This window comes from Anabaena cylindrica UHCC 0172 (genome assembly GCF_034931625.1).
GTDB classification, from domain to species: domain Bacteria; phylum Cyanobacteriota; class Cyanobacteriia; order Cyanobacteriales; family Nostocaceae; genus Anabaena; species Anabaena cylindrica_A.
In genome coordinates this window covers 1-17,409 of sequence record NZ_JAYGGY010000034.1, presented here as the reverse complement: position 1 = coordinate 17,409, position 17,409 = coordinate 1, and the positions used below count along the sequence as shown (strand labels likewise).

The following is a 17,409-nucleotide window of genomic DNA, read 5'->3' as shown; positions in this document are numbered from 1 at the left end:
TTTATTCTCTGCTTACTCACTATCTCAGCACTCAGCATTTAGCACTTCTAACTCATGATTACTTCTATCTCCTATCCACTGTAAAATGCGATTCCAAGCCCACCATTGGTCAGAGTCTTGAGATTGATATTGGCACTTTTTACTACTTATATAACCTACGTGACCACCGTATGCGGTCAGTAACAAATCTATGGCAGGGTTTTTAGCACTAGCAGCTTTTAGATCGGGAACAATGTCAGGATCAAATAATGGATCATCTGCCGCATAAAGAATTAAAGTTGGTTTTGATAATTTAGGTAATAGATGTAAAGCATTGCTGGCCTCATAATATGCTTCTACAGAGTCAAAACCCAAACGTGCGATTACCAGTTCTTCATCAAAACTCCAAATGCTGTTGGCGCGGTTAATAGCATCTGCGTCAAAGTAGCCAGGATGAGTATTATGGAGTTTCCAAGCGAGGTTTTTTAATTCTCTGGCGATGCGTGGTTCTACGTATTTACCAAAAGGTGTAGTAACTAGATAGGAGAGCGATCGCAATGAATCCAAACTTGGACAAATTACCGCCCCCCCAACAATATCACTCTCTTGAATCCCTAAATCCTCACTTCTAGTCAAATCTACAGCCGCTTTCAGCCCCCACAACGCCAACTGCCCCCCTAAAGAATATCCCGTAAACCAAAATTTTTTGGGACAGCCCATAGCCGCAGCAGCAGCCGCAATGTGGACAAAATCTTCTCCTTCATACAACCCATCCGAAGTGAGAGTAGGAGATAATTCTGCTGTTTTCCCATGCGCCCGCCAATCAAATAACACAACAGCATATCCTTGAGCGTAGGCTTTTCGACCCAACAAGCGCAAAAACCATTGTTGATCCAACTCCCCGGTAATGCCATAGGTGCCAACAATTGTGCTATGAGCATTTTTAGGGATAGCGACCCAACCAAAAATTGGCACACCCTGCCCACCTGTGAAGATGACTTTTTGATAGATTGGTTCTGGATGTAGAGTAGTACTTTGCCAATTACGCCCTCCCCATAAGGCGGTGTAAGCAGTCATAGCCACACCATTTCGTAAGAAATAAGGAGGATTGTAGGTAGAGTCACACATCATATAGAGAATTTATTGTAAATTGATCTTGATTTCGTAGTCCTTTAATCTTAATATTTATGTTAGATTTGTAATCTTTTTATAATCAAAATAACAATCTTTGTATATTCAGAGGTTCTTATTTATCCTTAAATAAGTAGTCATAATTTTTTAAGAATGCCGAGGATTCTTGTCATAGACGATGACCCAGCGATCTCAGAACTCGTTGCTGTCAACTTAGAAATGGCTGGCTATGATGTTAGTCAAGCTGAAGACGGCATTAAAGGTCAAGCACTGGCCCTCCAGCTGCAACCCGACTTGATCATGCTCGATCTCATGTTACCCAGAGTAGATGGATTTACCATTTGCCAACGCTTACGTCGGGATGAGCGCACTGCTGAAATTCCTGTCTTGATGTTGACGGCGTTAAGCCAAACTCAATATAAAGTTGAAGGTTTCAATGCTGGCGCAGATGACTACTTGACCAAGCCCTTTGAAGTAGAAGAAATGTTAGCGCGAGTGCGGGCTTTGTTGCGTCGGACTGACCGTATTCCCCAAGCAGCCAAGCACAGTGAGATTCTCAATTACGGGCCTCTTACCCTCGTTCCAGAAAGATTTGAGGCCATTTGGTTCAATGACACTGTGAAGCTGACTCATTTAGAATTTGAGCTACTTCATTGCTTGCTTCAGCGCCACGGTCAGACAGTTTCCCCTAGCGAAATCCTCAGAGAAGTTTGGGGTTACGATCCTGATGATGACATTGAAACAATTCGGGTGCATATTCGCCACTTAAGGACTAAGCTCGAACCAGATCCTCGTCATCCTCGCTATATTAAGACGGTCTATGGTGCGGGATACTGTCTGGAGTTACCCAGTCTACCACCGTCTCATGAGGGAACTGCCGCTACAGTAGTTGAGTAACATTTAACTAAATCTACCTCATCATTGTGGGGGCGCGATTTTCACGCCCCTGCTTTGTCATGATTAGGAAGTGATGCTAGAAACTCAGCCAGCGATTAAATTCCTGCAAAAATTTCGGTTCTACCGATCCCCTTATGAAAAAAACGTAATTCAACCCAGAAAAAGTGGTAAAAATCAACCATCAATTAAACAGCAACCTCCGCAGTTTCCAAAGCTTCCAAAGCATTAATTTCATCAAGAATCCGCCAGATTTCCTGCATCATTGGATCTAAACCAGTGCGAGTTACAGCAGAAATTATGAACACTGGTGCTAAAGCAAGATGATTTAATTGCAAAGCTAACGCCTCCAAATCAACAGTTTCTCTATCAACTGCGTCAATTTTATTCAAAGCCAAAATTTGTGGACGTTTTGCTAAACCTCTGCCATAGGCTTTTAATTCTTCTTGAATAGTATGGAAATCAGCTATGACATTTTCACTCGTTGCATCAATTAGGTGTAATAAAACCCTTGTGCGTTCAATGTGACGTAAAAAATCATGTCCTAAACCGGCACCATGAGAAGCACCTTCAATTAATCCGGGAATATCGGCGAAAACAGTGCCGTCACCAGTTGGTTTCTTCACTACACCTAAATTAGGAATGAGAGTAGTAAAAGGATAATCGGCTATTTTTGGACGTGCAGCTGATAAAGAAGAAATTAAAGTTGATTTACCTGCATTTGGTAAACCAATAATTCCTACTTCTGCTAATAATTTCAACTCTAAACGTAACATTTTTCTTTCTCCTTCCAGTCCAGGAAGTGCGTATTCTGGGACACGGTTGCGGTTACTCAAAAAATGTTGATTTCCTAGTCCACCTTTACCACCTGCAACTACTCGAAAACGTTGTCCAGGTTCAACTAAATCGCACAGTAAGGCGCTTGTTTCAGCATCATAAACAGCAGTACCACAGGGAACTTCGATAATTAAATCTTTTCCAGCGGCACCAGTGCAATTATTGGGTCCACCACGTTCACCATTTTGGGCTTTAAACAAATGCTTGTATCGAAAATCTAGCAAGGTTTGTAGGTTGGTATCAGCCACGAAAATGATGGAACCGCCTCTTCCTCCATTCCCACCAGAAGGGCCGCCGGCTGGGACATATTTCTCTCTGCGGAAGGCGACGATACCATCTCCACCTTTACCGGCTTCTACTTCAATTACTGATTGGTCTATAAATTGCATATTTTAGTCATTAGTTATTGGTTATTAGTCATTAGTTATTGGTTATTAGTCATTAGTTATTGGTTATTAGTCATTGGTTATTAGTCATTGGTCATTGGTTATTAGTCATTGGTCATTGGTTATTAGTCATTGGTCATTGGTCATTGGTCATTGGTCATTGGTTATTAGTCATTCTTCTTTTGGAAGTTTACCGATTGAGTTTAGATAGGCGTTTAATTGGGGTGCTAAGTCATTGATGGTAGCTTTTAGTGTGTTGACCTGTTCATCCGTTAATAGGTTACGGCTATATGCTCGTCTTAGCCAGTGTTGAGTCTCATATAATGACCCTCTTGCTATTCTAATGAATCGCCGATTGTCTTGATAACTCCCTCTTCCCACACCTTCTGCTATATTTGCACCAATGCTATCTGCTGAACGGATGATCTGTTTACCTAATGTATTTTGCGGTAATGACTCCCATTGGTTAACGATTTTCCAGATGTCATCAGCTAATTTTTCTGAAAGCTGATATACCCGTAATTCCTGAAACCTCCCACTCCCCATTATCTCACCCAACTAATAACTAATGACTAATGACTAATGACTAATGACTAATGACTAATGACTAAATATACTGTGAAATATCTTCGCCACAATCATCAGCAAGGTAAGAAAGAGCGCGGAAGCGTAGACCTACTAGTTGCTCATACAGTGGGTTAATTTTGCACATTGGCGGAATGTGAACGATTTTGTGTCCAAATAGGGTGACATCTCGCTCAAAAGGACACTGGGAAGGGATCATTTTACATAAAAACTTGGCAACTCTGGAATCTTGGATATCTAGCCCGTCCAACCAGTCCCGCATGGGGTGAAGTATATCTGGTGGGTGTAGAGTGTGGCTTTCTCCTTGTTCCTTCTCTTCTAGGGTATAACGTAGGGAGGATAGGGCTTCTGTTTGCAGTTCTAAAGCTTGGCAAAACTGTTGCAGAAGTTGCTCTTCACTGGAAGAATATATTCCATCTGCGATCGCTACCATTACCGCTGTTCGCAAAAAATTCTCCCCTCCTGGTGTACCTTTGCCCAATACAGCAGCTAATTCTTCTGGTGTAATCATTTCTAGTGAATTCCAGTCCAGACAAGGGTCTAACTCATTTTTAGTCAGACTAGTGATTAACTCTTTTTCTTGAGCATCAAAATTACCATCCGCCCAAGCAATAGTCAGCAGCCCACGTAACCAAACGGCAATTTGTTCGCTGCTGTAGGTTGTTTTCACAGCACTTGTCATAAAAACTCACGCCTCAAGTTTTTCTCATCATTAACTAAGCTAACTTAATTGTTGGTCTTGCGTTAAGATTAGTTTGCAGAGTAGTATTGATAATTCTTTCTATTTATATATGTTCTTCTTTGGTATTGAACATGAGGTTGCTTTCCTTAACCATGAAGGAAAGTTTGCTGATTTCTCTTGTACAAAATTTGCAGAGTTTAATCAAATTGTTGACAAGCTACCTATATATCCCAATGACTACCCACAATTAAGGGTAGGAGATGCTGGCATTAAAAAAAAGCGGTGGTATATTGAGGGATTTGAAAGATTTGCTGATTCAGAAGAGGTAATTGACTGTGCAGCCAAAGGCATCGAAATCAGAACAACTATACATTCTACTATTCAAGGCGCAATTGATGAATTAACCGCAAGTTTTAACTTACTGCGTGAGGTAGCTGCCAGTTTTGATTTTTCACCTGTTTTAATCAGTTTTAATCCCTATAACTGCATTTTTGAACCCAATCCGCCATTAAATGATTTTGAAATTAAGCAATTACAAGCTTATCCTGATGAACAAACTGCTTATATTTATATGGTTTCCTATGGACCAGATTTGAATATTTCTGTAGAAAACTTACCTATTGAAGATGTCATTGATATAGGTAAAAAATTAACTTTTTATAGTCCTTATATTGTCCCTTTTAGTTATAGTTCTCCTTTTTTTAATGGAGGTTTATGGGAAGGTTTATCAATAAGAACATTTATCAGAACAGGAAAAAGATCAGCAACATTAGTTTTTGTCGAAAAACAGGAGCAACTTATCCAGAGTGTACCCTCTTTAACAAAAGTAGCCCGCATTCCAGCAGAGGTAGGTCGGATTGAATTCAAAGCTTGCGATAGTTGTGATAATTTCGCTATTTATGCAGGTTTATTAGCTCTATTAAAAGGTTTAGCATTAGATCAAACTTTGCCAGGTCGGGCTACTGTCCCTGATGCTAATTTACACCAAATTTCGGCAAAAAATGGGTTTGACAATGAAGAGATTTTTCTGAATACAACCAAAATTTTACAAGCTGCTGAAATTGCTTTAGCAAATGACCCAGATATTGAATTTTTAACCACACTAAAAGTTATTTTGGCAGAGAGAAAAACAAAATCACATCAATTAATTAAAACTTTTCAAAATGTAGGTTCAATTGCAGAAACACTAAAGAGAAGTTATGAATTTGGTAATTGGTAATTGGTAATTGGTAATTAACCTCTTTCTATATTCTGCCCCCTGCACCCTGCCTCATTTCCCACTAGGTGGAATCTTCTCCATAGGAATAAGAACTTCCATTACAGCCTTGACAATTGGTGCGGCAACAGTCCCACCATAGGCATTTTCTCCCTTTGGTTCATCCACTATTGCTGCAACCACATAGCGGGGAGCTTCTGCTGGTAAAATACCTACAAAACTAGTAATTCTCGCTCCTGGAATATATCCACCGTTAGGACTAGCTTTTTGGGCTGTACCAGTTTTGCCGGCAATACCGTATCCATTAATTCTTGATGCTTTACCACTACCTTTAGAAACAACTGTTTCCATCATTGCTACTACCTTTTGGGTAGTTGTACTGGAGAAAATTTGGCGTGGTGTTGGGAGGGTGGGGGAATAGTGAATTTTGCCTTGGCTATCAATTAGCCCTTGGACTATATGCGGTGTTACCAATTTACCACCATTAGCTAAAGCGCCATGCATTTGTACTAGCTGTAATGGAGTCAGGGAAAAACCTTGTCCAAAAGAAGTAGTTGCAGGTTCTATGGTTGAGGATAAAAATTCTTCTTGACTTTTGAGCCGACCACCGACTTCAAAGGGCAGATCTGTGTCAACTTTTTGTCCTAGTCCTAGACGTTCCAGCCAATTGTAGTATATTGTGGGGCGCATTCGTTGAATGATTTTGACCATGCCCACGTTGCTGGAATATTGAAGAATCTGAGCAACGCTAATCTGACGGGGAGCATTTCTTTCAGCGTTTTTAATCACCCGATCAGCGACATTGATAGTACCTGGATCACCAAAGGAGTCATCTGGTTTAATGGCACCATTTTCTAGTGCGATCGCAACATTCAACGGTTTAAAAGTTGAACCCGGTTCATAAAGATCTGCCACAATCCAGTTTTTGAACAGGGCAATATTAGCTTTAGAGTATTCATTGGCATTATAAGTAGGCTGAGAAACTAAAGCTAGTAAAGAACCATCCATCGCATCCATAACAATTACGGCCCCGCGTTTAGCCTGGAACTTGTCTATCTGTTTTTTAAGCGCAGTGCGGGCTGCTCGTTGCAAGCGGCTATCAATAGTCAATTGTAGTTTTAAGTCATCAAAATGTAGAAATCCCTCTGGTGCGTGATCTGGCATTAAAGCCCCGTTACCTGCCCGACTGAGACGTATAGTTTGTACAGAGCGTTCCAACAACTTCTCCTGACTGTATTCCACCCCTGCCTGACCACGACGGTCAAGATTAACATAGCCCACCACATTAGCTACTAAATCACCTTGAGGGTAAAAACGGGAATATTTTTCAATCAACTCCAAGCCATTCAAACGAAATGAAATTACACGATCAGCAATATTTTCAGCCACAGAATTGGACAGTAGAATACCACTTTTTCTACTTTGAAAAAGTTTTACTAACTTGTCAGCATCTTTACCCAGTACAGGAGCAAGTTGCTTTGCCATCTCTTCATTAGATTTATCAAATAGTTTGGGATGGGCATACAAAGTATAAACAGGGCGGTCAATCGCCAACATATTATCATTACGATCAACCACTGAACGACGAGGCATAAAAGGACGCAAATTTACCATTTGCTGGCTTCTTGCCCTTTCAGTCAGCTTTGATCCCTGGAGAATTTGCAGCCTATACAAATTGAAAGTCAACCCCACTCCAGCAGCAATTAGTACACCCCAAGCTATCAAAAGTCGAGACTTAAGATTTGGGACTTGGGCTTGAGTTTTAGAAAAATCATGCTCTGGAAAAACTTGCCTGGAAAACTTTCGCTGCCTTGTAAATTCTAAATTTTGCAAATTTTTGAATTTTGTTCTGCTTGGTAACTTCTGCATTGGGATTGTCCTTTGTCAGTTGTTTGTTGTTATGACCAATGACCAATGACTAATGACCAATGACCAAATGAATGTTGATATTAATATCCCATAGGTGATTTCGGTTGGATCTGTGTTTCTGTATTCGGCACTGTAGTGGAGGATAGGGAATTAGGTCTATTAGATGTCGGTGGCAAGAAAATTGTCCCTCCAGGACTTGGTGATACAAGACCTGCGGCTGCTTGTTCTGCCTCTTCAGCCATTTTGCTAGTTAGAGTTGCATTGGTTGTGGTCAACTGACGCTCGTTACGTTGTAGACTTTGCAGTGTGCGGTAAGCTTGACTCCAAAGCTCTTGAGAATATACTGTCCAACCATAAACCACAAGTGTAGCTGCTACAAATAAAAACGCCGCTGCTGAAGAATAACGATAGACAGAGTGTAAGCGTAGCAACCACACAGGTGCAGCACTAGCAGTAGGCATTATGGGTAAGCGAGACTGTCCGTGAATATTGGAAACTGCCTTTTTGCCATCATCTTTTTCCAAAGAGGGCATGATTGCCTCTTTTCTAGGAGAAACTGATAAATTTCTAGAGGAATTCCGTTGTCTTCTGGGGCGTACTACTGTCAGTTCATTAGCCTGTGTAGAGGTGCTTGGCTTATTTGTATCTAGACTGCTAGAGGGTCGCTGCCTTTGGGACAGGGCAGGATTTCGCTTGAACCAAGTATTTTTTGTAGAAACAGCTGATTTACGGGCAGCAACCATAATTTTTTGAATGGTAAATATTGTATTTGAACTCGATCGCTTGTTGTTGCTAAGGTTAAAGTCCTCTATTTAGCAATCTTCACAGATAAAACCTTTCCAGGTTTTCCTTGGTGACTTCACCAGAATTTACATTCACTGGGTAAGTAGGTGGTTGCAAAAAGAAGGGTATAGGGTAAGAGCGAAATGGCAAAACCTTTACTATTTAACTTTTCCCTTCAAAAACTTTACATAGTTCCGTTTTATCTCACTAACTTACTTAGTGTCATGCTCACTTGAGTAGACTGACCTAATCAGGTATTACATACATCTAAGATTATGGCAATGTAGAGCAGTCTGCGGCAATAGCTAACCGCAAAGCTCGTTAACTTAGAAAATGGGGTTTTAAAAAAAGCAACAAATAAGCTATCTTATTCAACAGGTGCGAGATTTATATTGCCCTTATTTGGTGAAAGAGGAGTTATGAAAACAAAAATCTTTGGTTTGGCGCTCATGTTAAGTCTGGCTACTGTGCTTGGTGCTTGTGACGGTGGTGGAGAACCTACTAATACCAGTACTCCCGCTGCTACAAGTAGTGGTGAACCATCCGATACTGGTGCTACACCCGCAGCTACCCCCGCAGCTACTCCCACTACAACTCCCTAATTCAGTCGGGATAGCGCTCCTCACCACATCGCTATCACCGAAAGAATGTTGAGTAATGAGTGCTGAGTAACAAATAAAAATTAGCCCGACTAAGTATCAAATTGATCTGTAGCTCTGTCTTTAGGTATGGAACAAGAAAAAAAATTTATTTCGAGCCGAGAGTGGACGAGAAATAATGTGTTCTTACTTAAAATCCCACCGTTTTGCTATATGGTCACTCAGCACTCGGCATTCAGCACTTTCTTATAGCAAAAACTGTTAGGACACGAGAAAAACCGGTTTTGACCGACTCTCAGTGTCCATCTATAAATTTAATCTGGAAAAAATATTACTTTACTCAATAAGTAGCTTTATGTTGCTACTGCAATTTAGTACATCTCACTATTGTCGGAAGGCTCGCCTAGCGCTAGGTTACAAGCAAATTAGTTTCCAGGTGGAAAATCTTACACCTGGCTTGCATATCTTGAAGCTGAAGCCGCTAACTGGTTTAACGACTATGCCTGTGTTGTTACCCCAAATTAAAGGACAACCGCAAGCGATTCCTAGGTCGCGCTTCTCTACGAGACGCTACGCGAACGCTATCGCAGATTCTACCCAAATAATAAAATTTTTAGAATCTTATCAGCCAGAACCTGCACTATTTTTAACCAACCATGAGCAGCAAACTGAAGCTTTGATGCTGGAAGATTGGTTAGATGAAAGTATTGGTACAGCAACCAGGTTTGTGTATTATCACTTTCGTGCTGGTGAAGGTAAACAAATTGACCCATCACTATTCAGTCAGATGGTGATTAGTGTGGTGAGAAAACAGTATGGGATCAACGATGCTACTGTAGAATTAGCTACCAACAGGTTGGCTACTGCTCTGGCGGAATTATCTATCCGCTGGCAAAAAAGCGAATATTTGGTGGGTGGAAGCTTAAGCGTAGCAGATATTACAGCAGCTGCATTGCTGAGTCCTTTAGCCCTGATTCCTCAGTACCGTCAGGGATATCCCTGGTTGTTTGAGCGCATTGTGCAGATTCATCAATTGTGTGGAGAACAACTACCACCGGGACTAGTACCGCAGGGCGAAAGTTAAAAGTTAAAAGTTAAAAGTTAAAAGTCAAAACGAAGACAGCATAAGCATAGGATTGTTGGAGATTTAGAATGGTTTAGTTTATTTATGCCTTGCTGTACTAGTCTGATAACCTTTTACTTTAAGGTTGAGACAAATAGGCAGCAGGGGGAAAGAATTAAAAACGAATGGATTTTATCAGGCTTTTCGTAAAATGGTCTGAGATGTCAAAATGGGGGGAGATGGGAGAGTGAAAAAGATAAAAGTCTTATTATTTACGATTTTGTGTTTTAGCACTAGCATTTTAGTGGTGCTAAGTAGCTATTGGGGGAAAAGTGCGATAGGCTACGCCCGACCGGAGATCATCGCATTATTACCGCCATCAGATGATACACCAGAGGAAATATTGCGAACGGAAATTATTACCGAAGCGCGATCGCCCATTGATGGTAAACGTTTAACAGCCTCTGAATATGCAGAATTACAAACGCAACTGCAAACAAGTCCTCCACCAAAGCTCGATACCAGAATTAGAGATCAAATATTCCTCCTCCGCTTACGGAAAGCATTATTACAGCTTTTCCCATTTTTAGATATTTAGACAGAAAGCAGGGGGAAGTTTACCCATGGCCAATCACCCATTACCCATTACCAATTACCTAATTACCCAATCAAGATACATTCTGATGTAGGATAACCGTGACGACAAAAGTGCAAATAAATGTAAAGAATATATATAGATCTTAAAAAAGTAGATTTAGTTAATCACCTTATTTTACGTAGGTAGCTTCATGTCCATGACCACGATCGCCCCTGAACAGGTTAATCGCATCGTTTGGAATCAGCATCACGATCCCTTTGAAATACTTGGTTTGCATCCCGTAGAGCAAAATGGTAAGACTGTCTGGGCTGTGCGAGCTTACCTACCAAATGCCAGTGCCGCATGGGTAATAGTTCCTGAACAACGGAAAGAATATCCAATGCACAGTGTGCATGATCCCCATTTTTTTGAATGCACAATTGAAACCGCAGAACTCACAAACTACCAGTTACGGATCAAAGAAGGGGAACATGAGCGCGTTACTTACGACCCCTACGCCTTCCGTTCAGTCAATCTAACTGAATTTGACTTGCATTTATTTGGTGAAGGAAACCATCACCGAATTTATGAAAAACTGGGAGCGCACCTAAGTACCGTAGATGGAGTCAAGGGAGTTTATTTTGCCGTTTGGGCCCCCAACGCCCGCAATGTTTCCTTATTAGGAGATTTTAACCTTTGGGATGGACGTAAACACCAAATGCGTAAAGGACCTACCGGGATTTGGGAACTATTTATTCCTGAACTCGGAGTAGGAGAGCATTACAAATATGAAATCAAAAATTTTGAAGGACATATTTACGAAAAATCTGATCCCTTCGGTTTCCAACAAGAACCACGCCCCAAAACAGCATCAATTGTCACAGACTTAAATACTTACACATGGACTGACGAAGATTGGATGGAAGTGCGGCGTAACACCGACCCCCTCACCCAACCCGTCTCCGTCTACGAGGTCCATTTAGGTTCTTGGTTACACGCTGCTAGTGACGAACCAGCCAAAAGACCAAATGGGGAAACTCAAGCAGTAGTTTCTGTATCAGAACTAAAACCTGGCGCACGCTTTCTTACCTACCGGGAATTAGCAGACCGACTCATTCCCTACGTCAAAGAACTAGGATACACCCATCTAGAACTACTACCAATTGCCGAGCATCCTTTCGACGGTTCCTGGGGTTATCAAGTTACTGGTTACTTTGCTCCCACTTCTCGTTTTGGTAGTCCTGAAGACTTCATGTATTTTGTTGATCAATGTCATGAAAATGGCATCGGTGTAATTGTTGATTGGGTTCCCGGACACTTCCCTAAAGATGGACATGGTTTAGCCTTCTTTGATGGTAGTCACCTGTATGAACACGCTGACCCCCGCAAAGGAGAACATAAAGAATGGGGAACTCTGGTATTCAACTATAATCGCCACGAAGTTAGGAATTTCTTAGTAGCCAATGCCTTATTCTGGTTTGACAAGTACCATATTGATGGGATTCGCGTTGATGCAGTTGCTTCCATGCTCTACAACGACTATTGCCGGGAACCAGGAGAATGGCTACCCAACCAGTATGGTGGTAGAGAAAACCTAGAAGCCGCTGATTTTCTCCGTCAAGTAAATCACACCATCTTCAGCTATTTTCCCGGCGTTCTTTCCATTGCGGAAGAATCCACATCTTGGCCAATGGTATCTTGGCCTACTTACACAGGTGGACTCGGCTTTAACCTAAAGTGGAATATGGGTTGGATGCACGATATGCTGGATTACTTCAGCATGGACCCTTGGTTCCGCCAATTCCATCAAAACAACATCACCTTTAGTATGTGGTACAACCACAGCGAGAACTTTATGCTGGCCTTGTCCCACGATGAAGTCGTACATGGTAAGAGCAATATCATCGGCAAAATGCCAGGTGATACATGGCAGAAACTCGCTAATATACGTTGTTTGTTCAGTTATATGTTTGCTCACCCAGGCAAGAAAACCATGTTTATGAGCATGGAGTTTGGCCAGTGGAGTGAGTGGAATGTGTGGGCTGATTTGGAGTGGCATTTATTCCAGCATGAACCACACCAACAGTTAAAAGACTTTTTCCAGGCTCTTAACCACCTTTACCGTTCTGAACCAGCTTTATACACCCAGGATTTTGCCGAACCAGGGTTCGAGTGGATTGACTGTAGCGACAACCGTCATAGTGTCGTTTCCTTTGTCCGTCGTGAAAAGGACTCTGATAATTTCGTGATTGTGGTTTGTAACTTTACACCCCAACCCCATTCTCACTATCGCATTGGTGTACCCGAAAAGGGATTTTATACCGAGATGTTCAATAGTGATGCCCGTCAGTATGGCGGCAGCAATATGGGCAATTTAGGCGGTAAGTGGACTGATGATTGGTCTTTACACAATCGTCCTTATTCCTTAGATTTGTGTTTACCACCTTTGGGCGTGTTAATGCTTAAGTTGGATAAGCAAAAGACGGCTGAACTAATGGAATAACAGTTTAATTTATCCACATAAATTATAAATTGGTAGGGGTACAGTATTGCTGTACCCTTATTTTTATTGTCTGATAGCGTATCAGGATTTACAGGATATTTGTTAGCATCTGGATTTTCATGATATTTAGTAGGTATCAAAAATATTTAATCCCTTCATCCTGTAAATCCTTAAATCCTGGATATCCTGATGCTGATAAAATCATTATTTCCCTAACTCAAGCTGAGTAACTCGCTTGGTTAATTCATTAACTTGTTGCTTGACCTCAATCACTAAAGTGGATAATTTATCAAACATTTTATCCCGTTCTGACTGTGACAAATTTCGTCTAGAATTTTGAGGCTTTGGAGGAGTAAGAGTTGTTCTAGAAGATGGAAGTTGACGATTTTGACTGAGTGATAACTCAATTTGGTTTAACCGTAACTCTAACCGACGCAAGTCAGACTCTAAGTTATTCACACGGAAATCTACTTGTTGTGATGAAGCAGAATTTAATAAAATTCCACTCCAAATTATTATCACTAAAGTTCCAGCAAACAATAATTTTTTCAGCATTTTATTGACTGGTTATCTAACAATTACTTATCCGGTTTTAAACTAGAAAATAGCTGCTCCCAGTTAATAGAGTTAGCATTATTTTCTCCCTGTTTTACCTCAAAAGTCAGATTACGTGCTTTTGGTTGTTGTAGAGATTGAAGACAGATTTCAGCAACATCATCACGGCTAATTTTACCTCTGATATTATCACCTTGCTCAAGTATTAACTCTTTCCCTCCTGTTGCTTCTGTTAAAGCACAAGGTCTAATAATTGTGTAAGGAATTCCACTCTCTCTTAAACTATCTTCCCCTCTTAGTTTCCAAGTTAAAATTCCTCCTAATTGGTCATTTAATCTCACCGCTGGTGGTTCTTCATCTAAATTAATTCCTGGTCTTCCAGGACGAGTTACACCAGCAGAACTAATAAAAACAAATTGAGATAAACTTTCACCACCAAAAGCTTTGATTGATTCTATTTCTAATGCAAAACTACCAGGATTAAATTTGGGATTTAAAGCTCCATCATATTCAAATTTACTCAACATTAGTTGTAATGAACAAACTTTACTAGAATCAATTGGTGGACAATCTTTAACAGATTTCGCTCTAAATACGGGTGTTAAATCTGTAAAAGGAATGGTAACATCTATCCATGTATTAGCTACAGTGTCAAAAGAATGACTGTAACCGACACCATCCCATGTTGATTCTGTTCTTAAAAAGATTTTATATCGCTGTCCATCACCTTTAAGGCGCAATTTTACACCTGTGTAACCTGATAAATCAACTACTGGGGAAAAATTCTTTGTTCTGACAGAAGCAAATCCCCCAGAATTAGCAGTGGAAACATTACCAGCAAATAAGGCTGTTTTTTCTAATATTTGAAAATTACTTGCACTAACACCACCCATAACTACATCATCCAATGCACCCCAGATATTTTTCAATTCTTCTGATGGTTGAGTAAAATCAAATATCGCTTTTTCACCTGTGTTTGGTAGATATTTAGCTGCTGCTTCAACTAAATTTTTTACACCTTTATATTCAACATTTTCTGGTGTATCACCAACAATTTCTGGGAGATAAAATTTCACACCTTGGTTATATTTAGCTCTATCTGGTGTGTCTCCTTCTACTGGTTGGACACGCACTGCTGTACAACAAATAACAGCTTGAATATTACTCATAACTAAGCTATTTAGGGTTTCAGGTTTGGTAATATCCCCAGCTACTAAGTCAACATCATTACCGACAATTAGGCGTGCTTTTTCAATATCTCTGACTAAACAGCGGACTTTATAACCCTGTTTTAGCAATCTTTGTACTACTCGCTTACCAACACCACCAGTTGCACCTGCTACTAGAATAACACCCATTTTGCTTCCCCTATTTGGTTGATTTTGATTGTTTTGAGGATGACTTGGAAATAACTTTTCTAACCAATTTAAGATAGGAAATACCTCAAAGTAGGTGAGGGTTTTAATGAATCTGCACAAGTCCCATTGAGAACGATTTTTGTCAGTCATAATTATTGTTACTAATCTACCGTACTTTAATTGTATCAATTTTAAGTTTTACATTTTCCTAAATTATAAATCTTTTTTAAACTAACCGCAGAGGTGCAGAGAAGCCAGTGTGTTGGGCGGGTTTCCCGACTTGTAGCAACTGGCGCGACACAGAGATAATTAATTAAGGAAATTTATGATCAATTATTTATGATTAGTAAAGAAAATAAGGTATCAGATTTCTATTATAATTAATGATGGTGAGTGGAATTTTATTTTGTTTATGAGCCAATTTGAGAAAATTCAAGCTGAATATGAGAAATTTCCTCAAGGATTTTCCAGCATCATTATGAGTACAGTCAATGAAAAGGGTATTCCTAATGCAAGTTATACTCCTTTTGTAATTGATGAATCTAAAAATATCTACATTTATGTGAGTGGGTTAGCTAGTCACACTACTAATATTCATGCTCGTCCTCATGTTGGTGTTTTATTTATTGAAGATGAAGCTAAAACTGCTAATATTTTTGCTCGTCGTCGTTTAAGTTTTGACTGTACGGCGACTTTAATTACAAGGGAAACTGAAAAATGGAATCAAATTGTCGAACAATTTCAAGATCGTTTTGGAGAAACTATTGAAATGTTACGCAGTTTACCTGATTTTAGAATTTTTCAACTCACTCCTACTGCGGGACGTTTTGTGATTGGGTTTGGTGCAGCTTACAATATTAATGGTGATAATCTCAATCAACTTGTACAAATTACTAAAGATAATATTTCCTAATCCATAATTATATATGCTGAAATTTCAACCCCCTGGTTTTGGTCATAAGGTTATTAATACATCCTTGGGTTCAATGGTATATTATACCCAAATTAGTGAACCTTGGGATATTTCTAAAATTGAAGAATTACCACCTTTATTATTTTTACACAATTTTGGTGGTGGTGCTTCTGCTTATGAATGGTCTAAGGTGTATCCAGCATTTGCGAATAAATATCGCATTTTAGCACCTGATTTAATTGGTTGGGGAGAATCTGATCATCCTGTAAGGGATTATCAAATTCAAGATTACTTGACTACTATTAGTGAGTTTATTCAGCAAACTTGTAGTCAACCTGTGACGGTGGTAGCTTCTTCTTTAACTGCTGCATTTACTATTCGTTTGACTATTTCTGAGCCTGATTTATTTAAAGAATTGTTTTTAGTTTCTCCTTCTGGGTTTGATGATTTTGGTCAAGGTGCGGGACGAAGATTACCACTTTCGGTGATTAATATGCCTTTTTTGGATAATTTAATTTATGGTTTGGGTGCGGAGAATGAAGTTGCAGTTAGTAATTTCTTACAAAGCTTTCTGTTTGCTAAACCAGAACGAGTTACTCAAGAAATGGTAGCGGCTTATTTAAATTCTGCAAAACAGCCTAATGCTAAGTTTTCGGCTTTGGCATTTTTGCGAGGTGATCTTTATTTTGATTTGAGTTTATTTATTCAGCAGTTGAGAATACCCACTGTATTTTTTTGGGGTGAAGAGGCACAATTTACTAATATCAAATTGGGACGGAGGTTAGCTAGTTTAAATAAAGATGTAATTAGAGATTTCCAAGGTATAGCTGATACTGGTATTTTACCACATTTGGAAACAACTGGCGTTTTTATTGGGTTGTTATCTAAGTATCTTTATTGAACGCGGATGCACGCAGATAAACGCAGATAAGAAGGATGAATTGTTATCTATCACTGATTTAATCTTGTACTCGGTACTCGATACTCAATACTCGGTACTATTTAAGTGAGGGTGTGATGATGATAAATATTAATAAAACTGTAACTTATGAAGGTGGTTGTCACTGTGGTGCGGTGCGGTTTCGGGTGGTGGTTGATAACCATAAGGTTGATGATTGTAATTGTTCAGTTTGTCGTAAGAAAGGATTTTTACATTTAATTGTTCCTAAAGATAAGTTTACTTTGCTGCAAGGGGAAAATGTTTTAACAAGTTATCAATTTAATACGGGTGTTGCCAAACATAAATTTTGTAATATTTGTGGAATTCATTCTTTTTATATTCCCCGTAGTCATCCTGATTGTATTGATGTGAATGTCAGGTGTTTAGATGGTGATGTGATGGGTAATTTTGAAGTTGTACCTTTTGATGGTGCCAATTGGGAGGATAATATTCATAAGTTGATTGAGATTTAGCACTATAGTAATAGACATCTCCGAAAAACAATTAAATTATGCTATAAGAATATAAAATAATATTTT

At 39.7% G+C, this 17,409-nt stretch carries 17 protein-coding genes; 9 read left to right on the top strand and 8 right to left on the bottom strand.

The window, feature by feature from the left end; all coding sequences use genetic code 11:
* Window positions 1-24: 24 nt before the first annotated feature.
* Window positions 25-1,110, bottom strand: a complete 1,086-nt coding sequence (locus VB713_RS10690) for a YheT family hydrolase (protein WP_323311537.1) — start codon at window positions 1,108-1,110, stop codon at window positions 25-27.
* A gap of 153 nt (window positions 1,111-1,263) precedes the next feature.
* Here VB713_RS10690 and VB713_RS10685 point away from each other — a divergent pair, with 153 nt between their 5' ends.
* The gene (locus tag VB713_RS10685; RefSeq protein ID WP_015216313.1) at window positions 1,264-2,007 is read left to right on the top strand and encodes a response regulator transcription factor; all 744 of its coding nucleotides are present in this window, start codon (window positions 1,264-1,266) and stop codon (window positions 2,005-2,007) included.
* A 185-nt stretch (window positions 2,008-2,192) separates the two neighbouring features.
* Here the strand turns inward: VB713_RS10685 and obgE are convergent, their stop codons facing one another.
* The 3 genes from obgE to VB713_RS10670 form a co-directional block, all read right to left on the bottom strand.
* Window positions 2,193-3,230: a GTPase ObgE gene (obgE, locus tag VB713_RS10680; RefSeq protein WP_323311536.1), complete on the bottom strand. Its 1,038-nt coding sequence runs from the start codon at window positions 3,228-3,230 to the stop codon at window positions 2,193-2,195.
* Between the two features lie 168 nt (window positions 3,231-3,398).
* Window positions 3,399-3,773, bottom strand: a complete 375-nt coding sequence (locus VB713_RS10675; protein WP_323311535.1) for a four helix bundle protein — start codon at window positions 3,771-3,773, stop codon at window positions 3,399-3,401.
* Between the two features lie 61 nt (window positions 3,774-3,834).
* Entirely contained in the window at window positions 3,835-4,494 is a 660-nt protein-coding gene (locus tag VB713_RS10670) for a Mo-dependent nitrogenase C-terminal domain-containing protein (protein ID WP_323311534.1), read from the bottom strand.
* A 109-nt stretch (window positions 4,495-4,603) separates the two neighbouring features.
* Here VB713_RS10670 and VB713_RS10665 point away from each other — a divergent pair, with 109 nt between their 5' ends.
* Complete coding sequence (locus VB713_RS10665) at window positions 4,604-5,713, top strand: glutamate--cysteine ligase (protein ID WP_323311550.1); 1,110 nt, start codon at window positions 4,604-4,606, stop codon at window positions 5,711-5,713.
* A gap of 51 nt (window positions 5,714-5,764) precedes the next feature.
* Here VB713_RS10665 and VB713_RS10660 read toward each other — a convergent pair whose 3' ends face one another.
* Complete coding sequence (locus VB713_RS10660; RefSeq protein ID WP_323311533.1) at window positions 5,765-7,579, bottom strand: penicillin-binding protein 2; 1,815 nt, start codon at window positions 7,577-7,579, stop codon at window positions 5,765-5,767.
* Between the two features lie 80 nt (window positions 7,580-7,659).
* Window positions 7,660-8,322 carry a hypothetical protein gene (locus VB713_RS10655; protein WP_323311532.1) on the bottom strand — a complete coding sequence of 221 codons (663 nt, stop codon included), beginning with the start codon at window positions 8,320-8,322 and terminating at the stop codon, window positions 7,660-7,662.
* A gap of 459 nt (window positions 8,323-8,781) precedes the next feature.
* Between VB713_RS10655 and VB713_RS10650 the strand changes: the two genes are divergently transcribed.
* The 4 genes from VB713_RS10650 (at window position 8,782) to glgB (ending at window position 13,104) form a co-directional block, all read left to right on the top strand.
* Window positions 8,782-8,964, top strand: coding sequence for a hypothetical protein (locus VB713_RS10650; protein ID WP_323311531.1), 183 nt, complete (start codon window positions 8,782-8,784; stop codon window positions 8,962-8,964).
* A gap of 352 nt (window positions 8,965-9,316) precedes the next feature.
* On the top strand, window positions 9,317-10,045 hold the full coding sequence (locus tag VB713_RS10645) for a glutathione S-transferase family protein (protein ID WP_323311530.1): 729 nt from the start codon (window positions 9,317-9,319) through the stop codon (window positions 10,043-10,045).
* A 208-nt stretch (window positions 10,046-10,253) separates the two neighbouring features.
* Entirely contained in the window at window positions 10,254-10,622 is a 369-nt protein-coding gene (locus VB713_RS10640; protein ID WP_416242434.1) for a hypothetical protein, read from the top strand.
* A 190-nt stretch (window positions 10,623-10,812) separates the two neighbouring features.
* On the top strand, window positions 10,813-13,104 hold the full coding sequence (gene glgB / locus VB713_RS10635) for a 1,4-alpha-glucan branching enzyme (RefSeq protein WP_323311529.1): 2,292 nt from the start codon (window positions 10,813-10,815) through the stop codon (window positions 13,102-13,104).
* Between the two features lie 204 nt (window positions 13,105-13,308).
* On the opposite strand, the gene VB713_RS10630 is transcribed toward glgB, so the two are convergent.
* Both VB713_RS10630 and VB713_RS10625 read right to left on the bottom strand, forming a co-directional pair.
* Window positions 13,309-13,659 (bottom strand): hypothetical protein, encoded by a 351-nt coding sequence (locus tag VB713_RS10630; protein WP_323311528.1) that lies wholly within the window; start codon window positions 13,657-13,659, stop codon window positions 13,309-13,311.
* A gap of 23 nt (window positions 13,660-13,682) precedes the next feature.
* Window positions 13,683-15,167: a CIA30 family protein gene (locus VB713_RS10625; protein ID WP_323311527.1), complete on the bottom strand. Its 1,485-nt coding sequence runs from the start codon at window positions 15,165-15,167 to the stop codon at window positions 13,683-13,685.
* 262 nt (window positions 15,168-15,429) lie between these two features.
* Here VB713_RS10625 and VB713_RS10620 point away from each other — a divergent pair, with 262 nt between their 5' ends.
* The 3 genes from VB713_RS10620 (at window position 15,430) to VB713_RS10610 (ending at window position 17,343) form a co-directional block, all read left to right on the top strand.
* The gene (locus VB713_RS10620; RefSeq protein WP_323311526.1) at window positions 15,430-15,930 is read left to right on the top strand and encodes a HugZ family protein; all 501 of its coding nucleotides are present in this window, start codon (window positions 15,430-15,432) and stop codon (window positions 15,928-15,930) included.
* 13 nt (window positions 15,931-15,943) lie between these two features.
* Complete coding sequence (locus VB713_RS10615) at window positions 15,944-16,831, top strand: alpha/beta hydrolase (protein ID WP_323311525.1); 888 nt, start codon at window positions 15,944-15,946, stop codon at window positions 16,829-16,831.
* Between the two features lie 116 nt (window positions 16,832-16,947).
* The gene (locus VB713_RS10610; protein ID WP_323311524.1) at window positions 16,948-17,343 is read left to right on the top strand and encodes a GFA family protein; all 396 of its coding nucleotides are present in this window, start codon (window positions 16,948-16,950) and stop codon (window positions 17,341-17,343) included.
* Window positions 17,344-17,409 lie beyond the last annotated feature (66 nt).

What these genes read in the sequence shown, in the direction of transcription:
- glgB (WP_323311529.1), top strand. Translation starts at nt 10,813, where the DNA reads ATGTCCATGACCACGATCGCCCCTGAACAGGTTAATCGCATCGTTTGG.
- VB713_RS10690 (WP_323311537.1), bottom strand. Translation starts at nt 1,110, where the DNA reads ATGATGTGTGACTCTACCTACAATCCTCCTTATTTCTTACGAAATGGT.
- VB713_RS10645 (WP_323311530.1), top strand. Translation starts at nt 9,317, where the DNA reads ATGTTGCTACTGCAATTTAGTACATCTCACTATTGTCGGAAGGCTCGC.
- obgE (WP_323311536.1), bottom strand. Translation starts at nt 3,230, where the DNA reads ATGCAATTTATAGACCAATCAGTAATTGAAGTAGAAGCCGGTAAAGGT.
- VB713_RS10640 (WP_416242434.1), top strand. Translation starts at nt 10,254, where the DNA reads ATGGGGGGAGATGGGAGAGTGAAAAAGATAAAAGTCTTATTATTTACG.
- VB713_RS10650 (WP_323311531.1), top strand. Translation starts at nt 8,782, where the DNA reads ATGAAAACAAAAATCTTTGGTTTGGCGCTCATGTTAAGTCTGGCTACT.
- VB713_RS10630 (WP_323311528.1), bottom strand. Translation starts at nt 13,659, where the DNA reads ATGCTGAAAAAATTATTGTTTGCTGGAACTTTAGTGATAATAATTTGG.
- VB713_RS10670 (WP_323311534.1), bottom strand. Translation starts at nt 4,494, where the DNA reads ATGACAAGTGCTGTGAAAACAACCTACAGCAGCGAACAAATTGCCGTT.
- VB713_RS10675 (WP_323311535.1), bottom strand. Translation starts at nt 3,773, where the DNA reads ATGGGGAGTGGGAGGTTTCAGGAATTACGGGTATATCAGCTTTCAGAA.
- VB713_RS10660 (WP_323311533.1), bottom strand. Translation starts at nt 7,579, where the DNA reads ATGCAGAAGTTACCAAGCAGAACAAAATTCAAAAATTTGCAAAATTTA.
- VB713_RS10610 (WP_323311524.1), top strand. Translation starts at nt 16,948, where the DNA reads ATGATGATAAATATTAATAAAACTGTAACTTATGAAGGTGGTTGTCAC.
- VB713_RS10620 (WP_323311526.1), top strand. Translation starts at nt 15,430, where the DNA reads ATGAGCCAATTTGAGAAAATTCAAGCTGAATATGAGAAATTTCCTCAA.
- VB713_RS10685 (WP_015216313.1), top strand. Translation starts at nt 1,264, where the DNA reads ATGCCGAGGATTCTTGTCATAGACGATGACCCAGCGATCTCAGAACTC.
- VB713_RS10625 (WP_323311527.1), bottom strand. Translation starts at nt 15,167, where the DNA reads ATGACTGACAAAAATCGTTCTCAATGGGACTTGTGCAGATTCATTAAA.
- VB713_RS10615 (WP_323311525.1), top strand. Translation starts at nt 15,944, where the DNA reads ATGCTGAAATTTCAACCCCCTGGTTTTGGTCATAAGGTTATTAATACA.
- VB713_RS10665 (WP_323311550.1), top strand. Translation starts at nt 4,604, where the DNA reads ATGTTCTTCTTTGGTATTGAACATGAGGTTGCTTTCCTTAACCATGAA.
- VB713_RS10655 (WP_323311532.1), bottom strand. Translation starts at nt 8,322, where the DNA reads ATGGTTGCTGCCCGTAAATCAGCTGTTTCTACAAAAAATACTTGGTTC.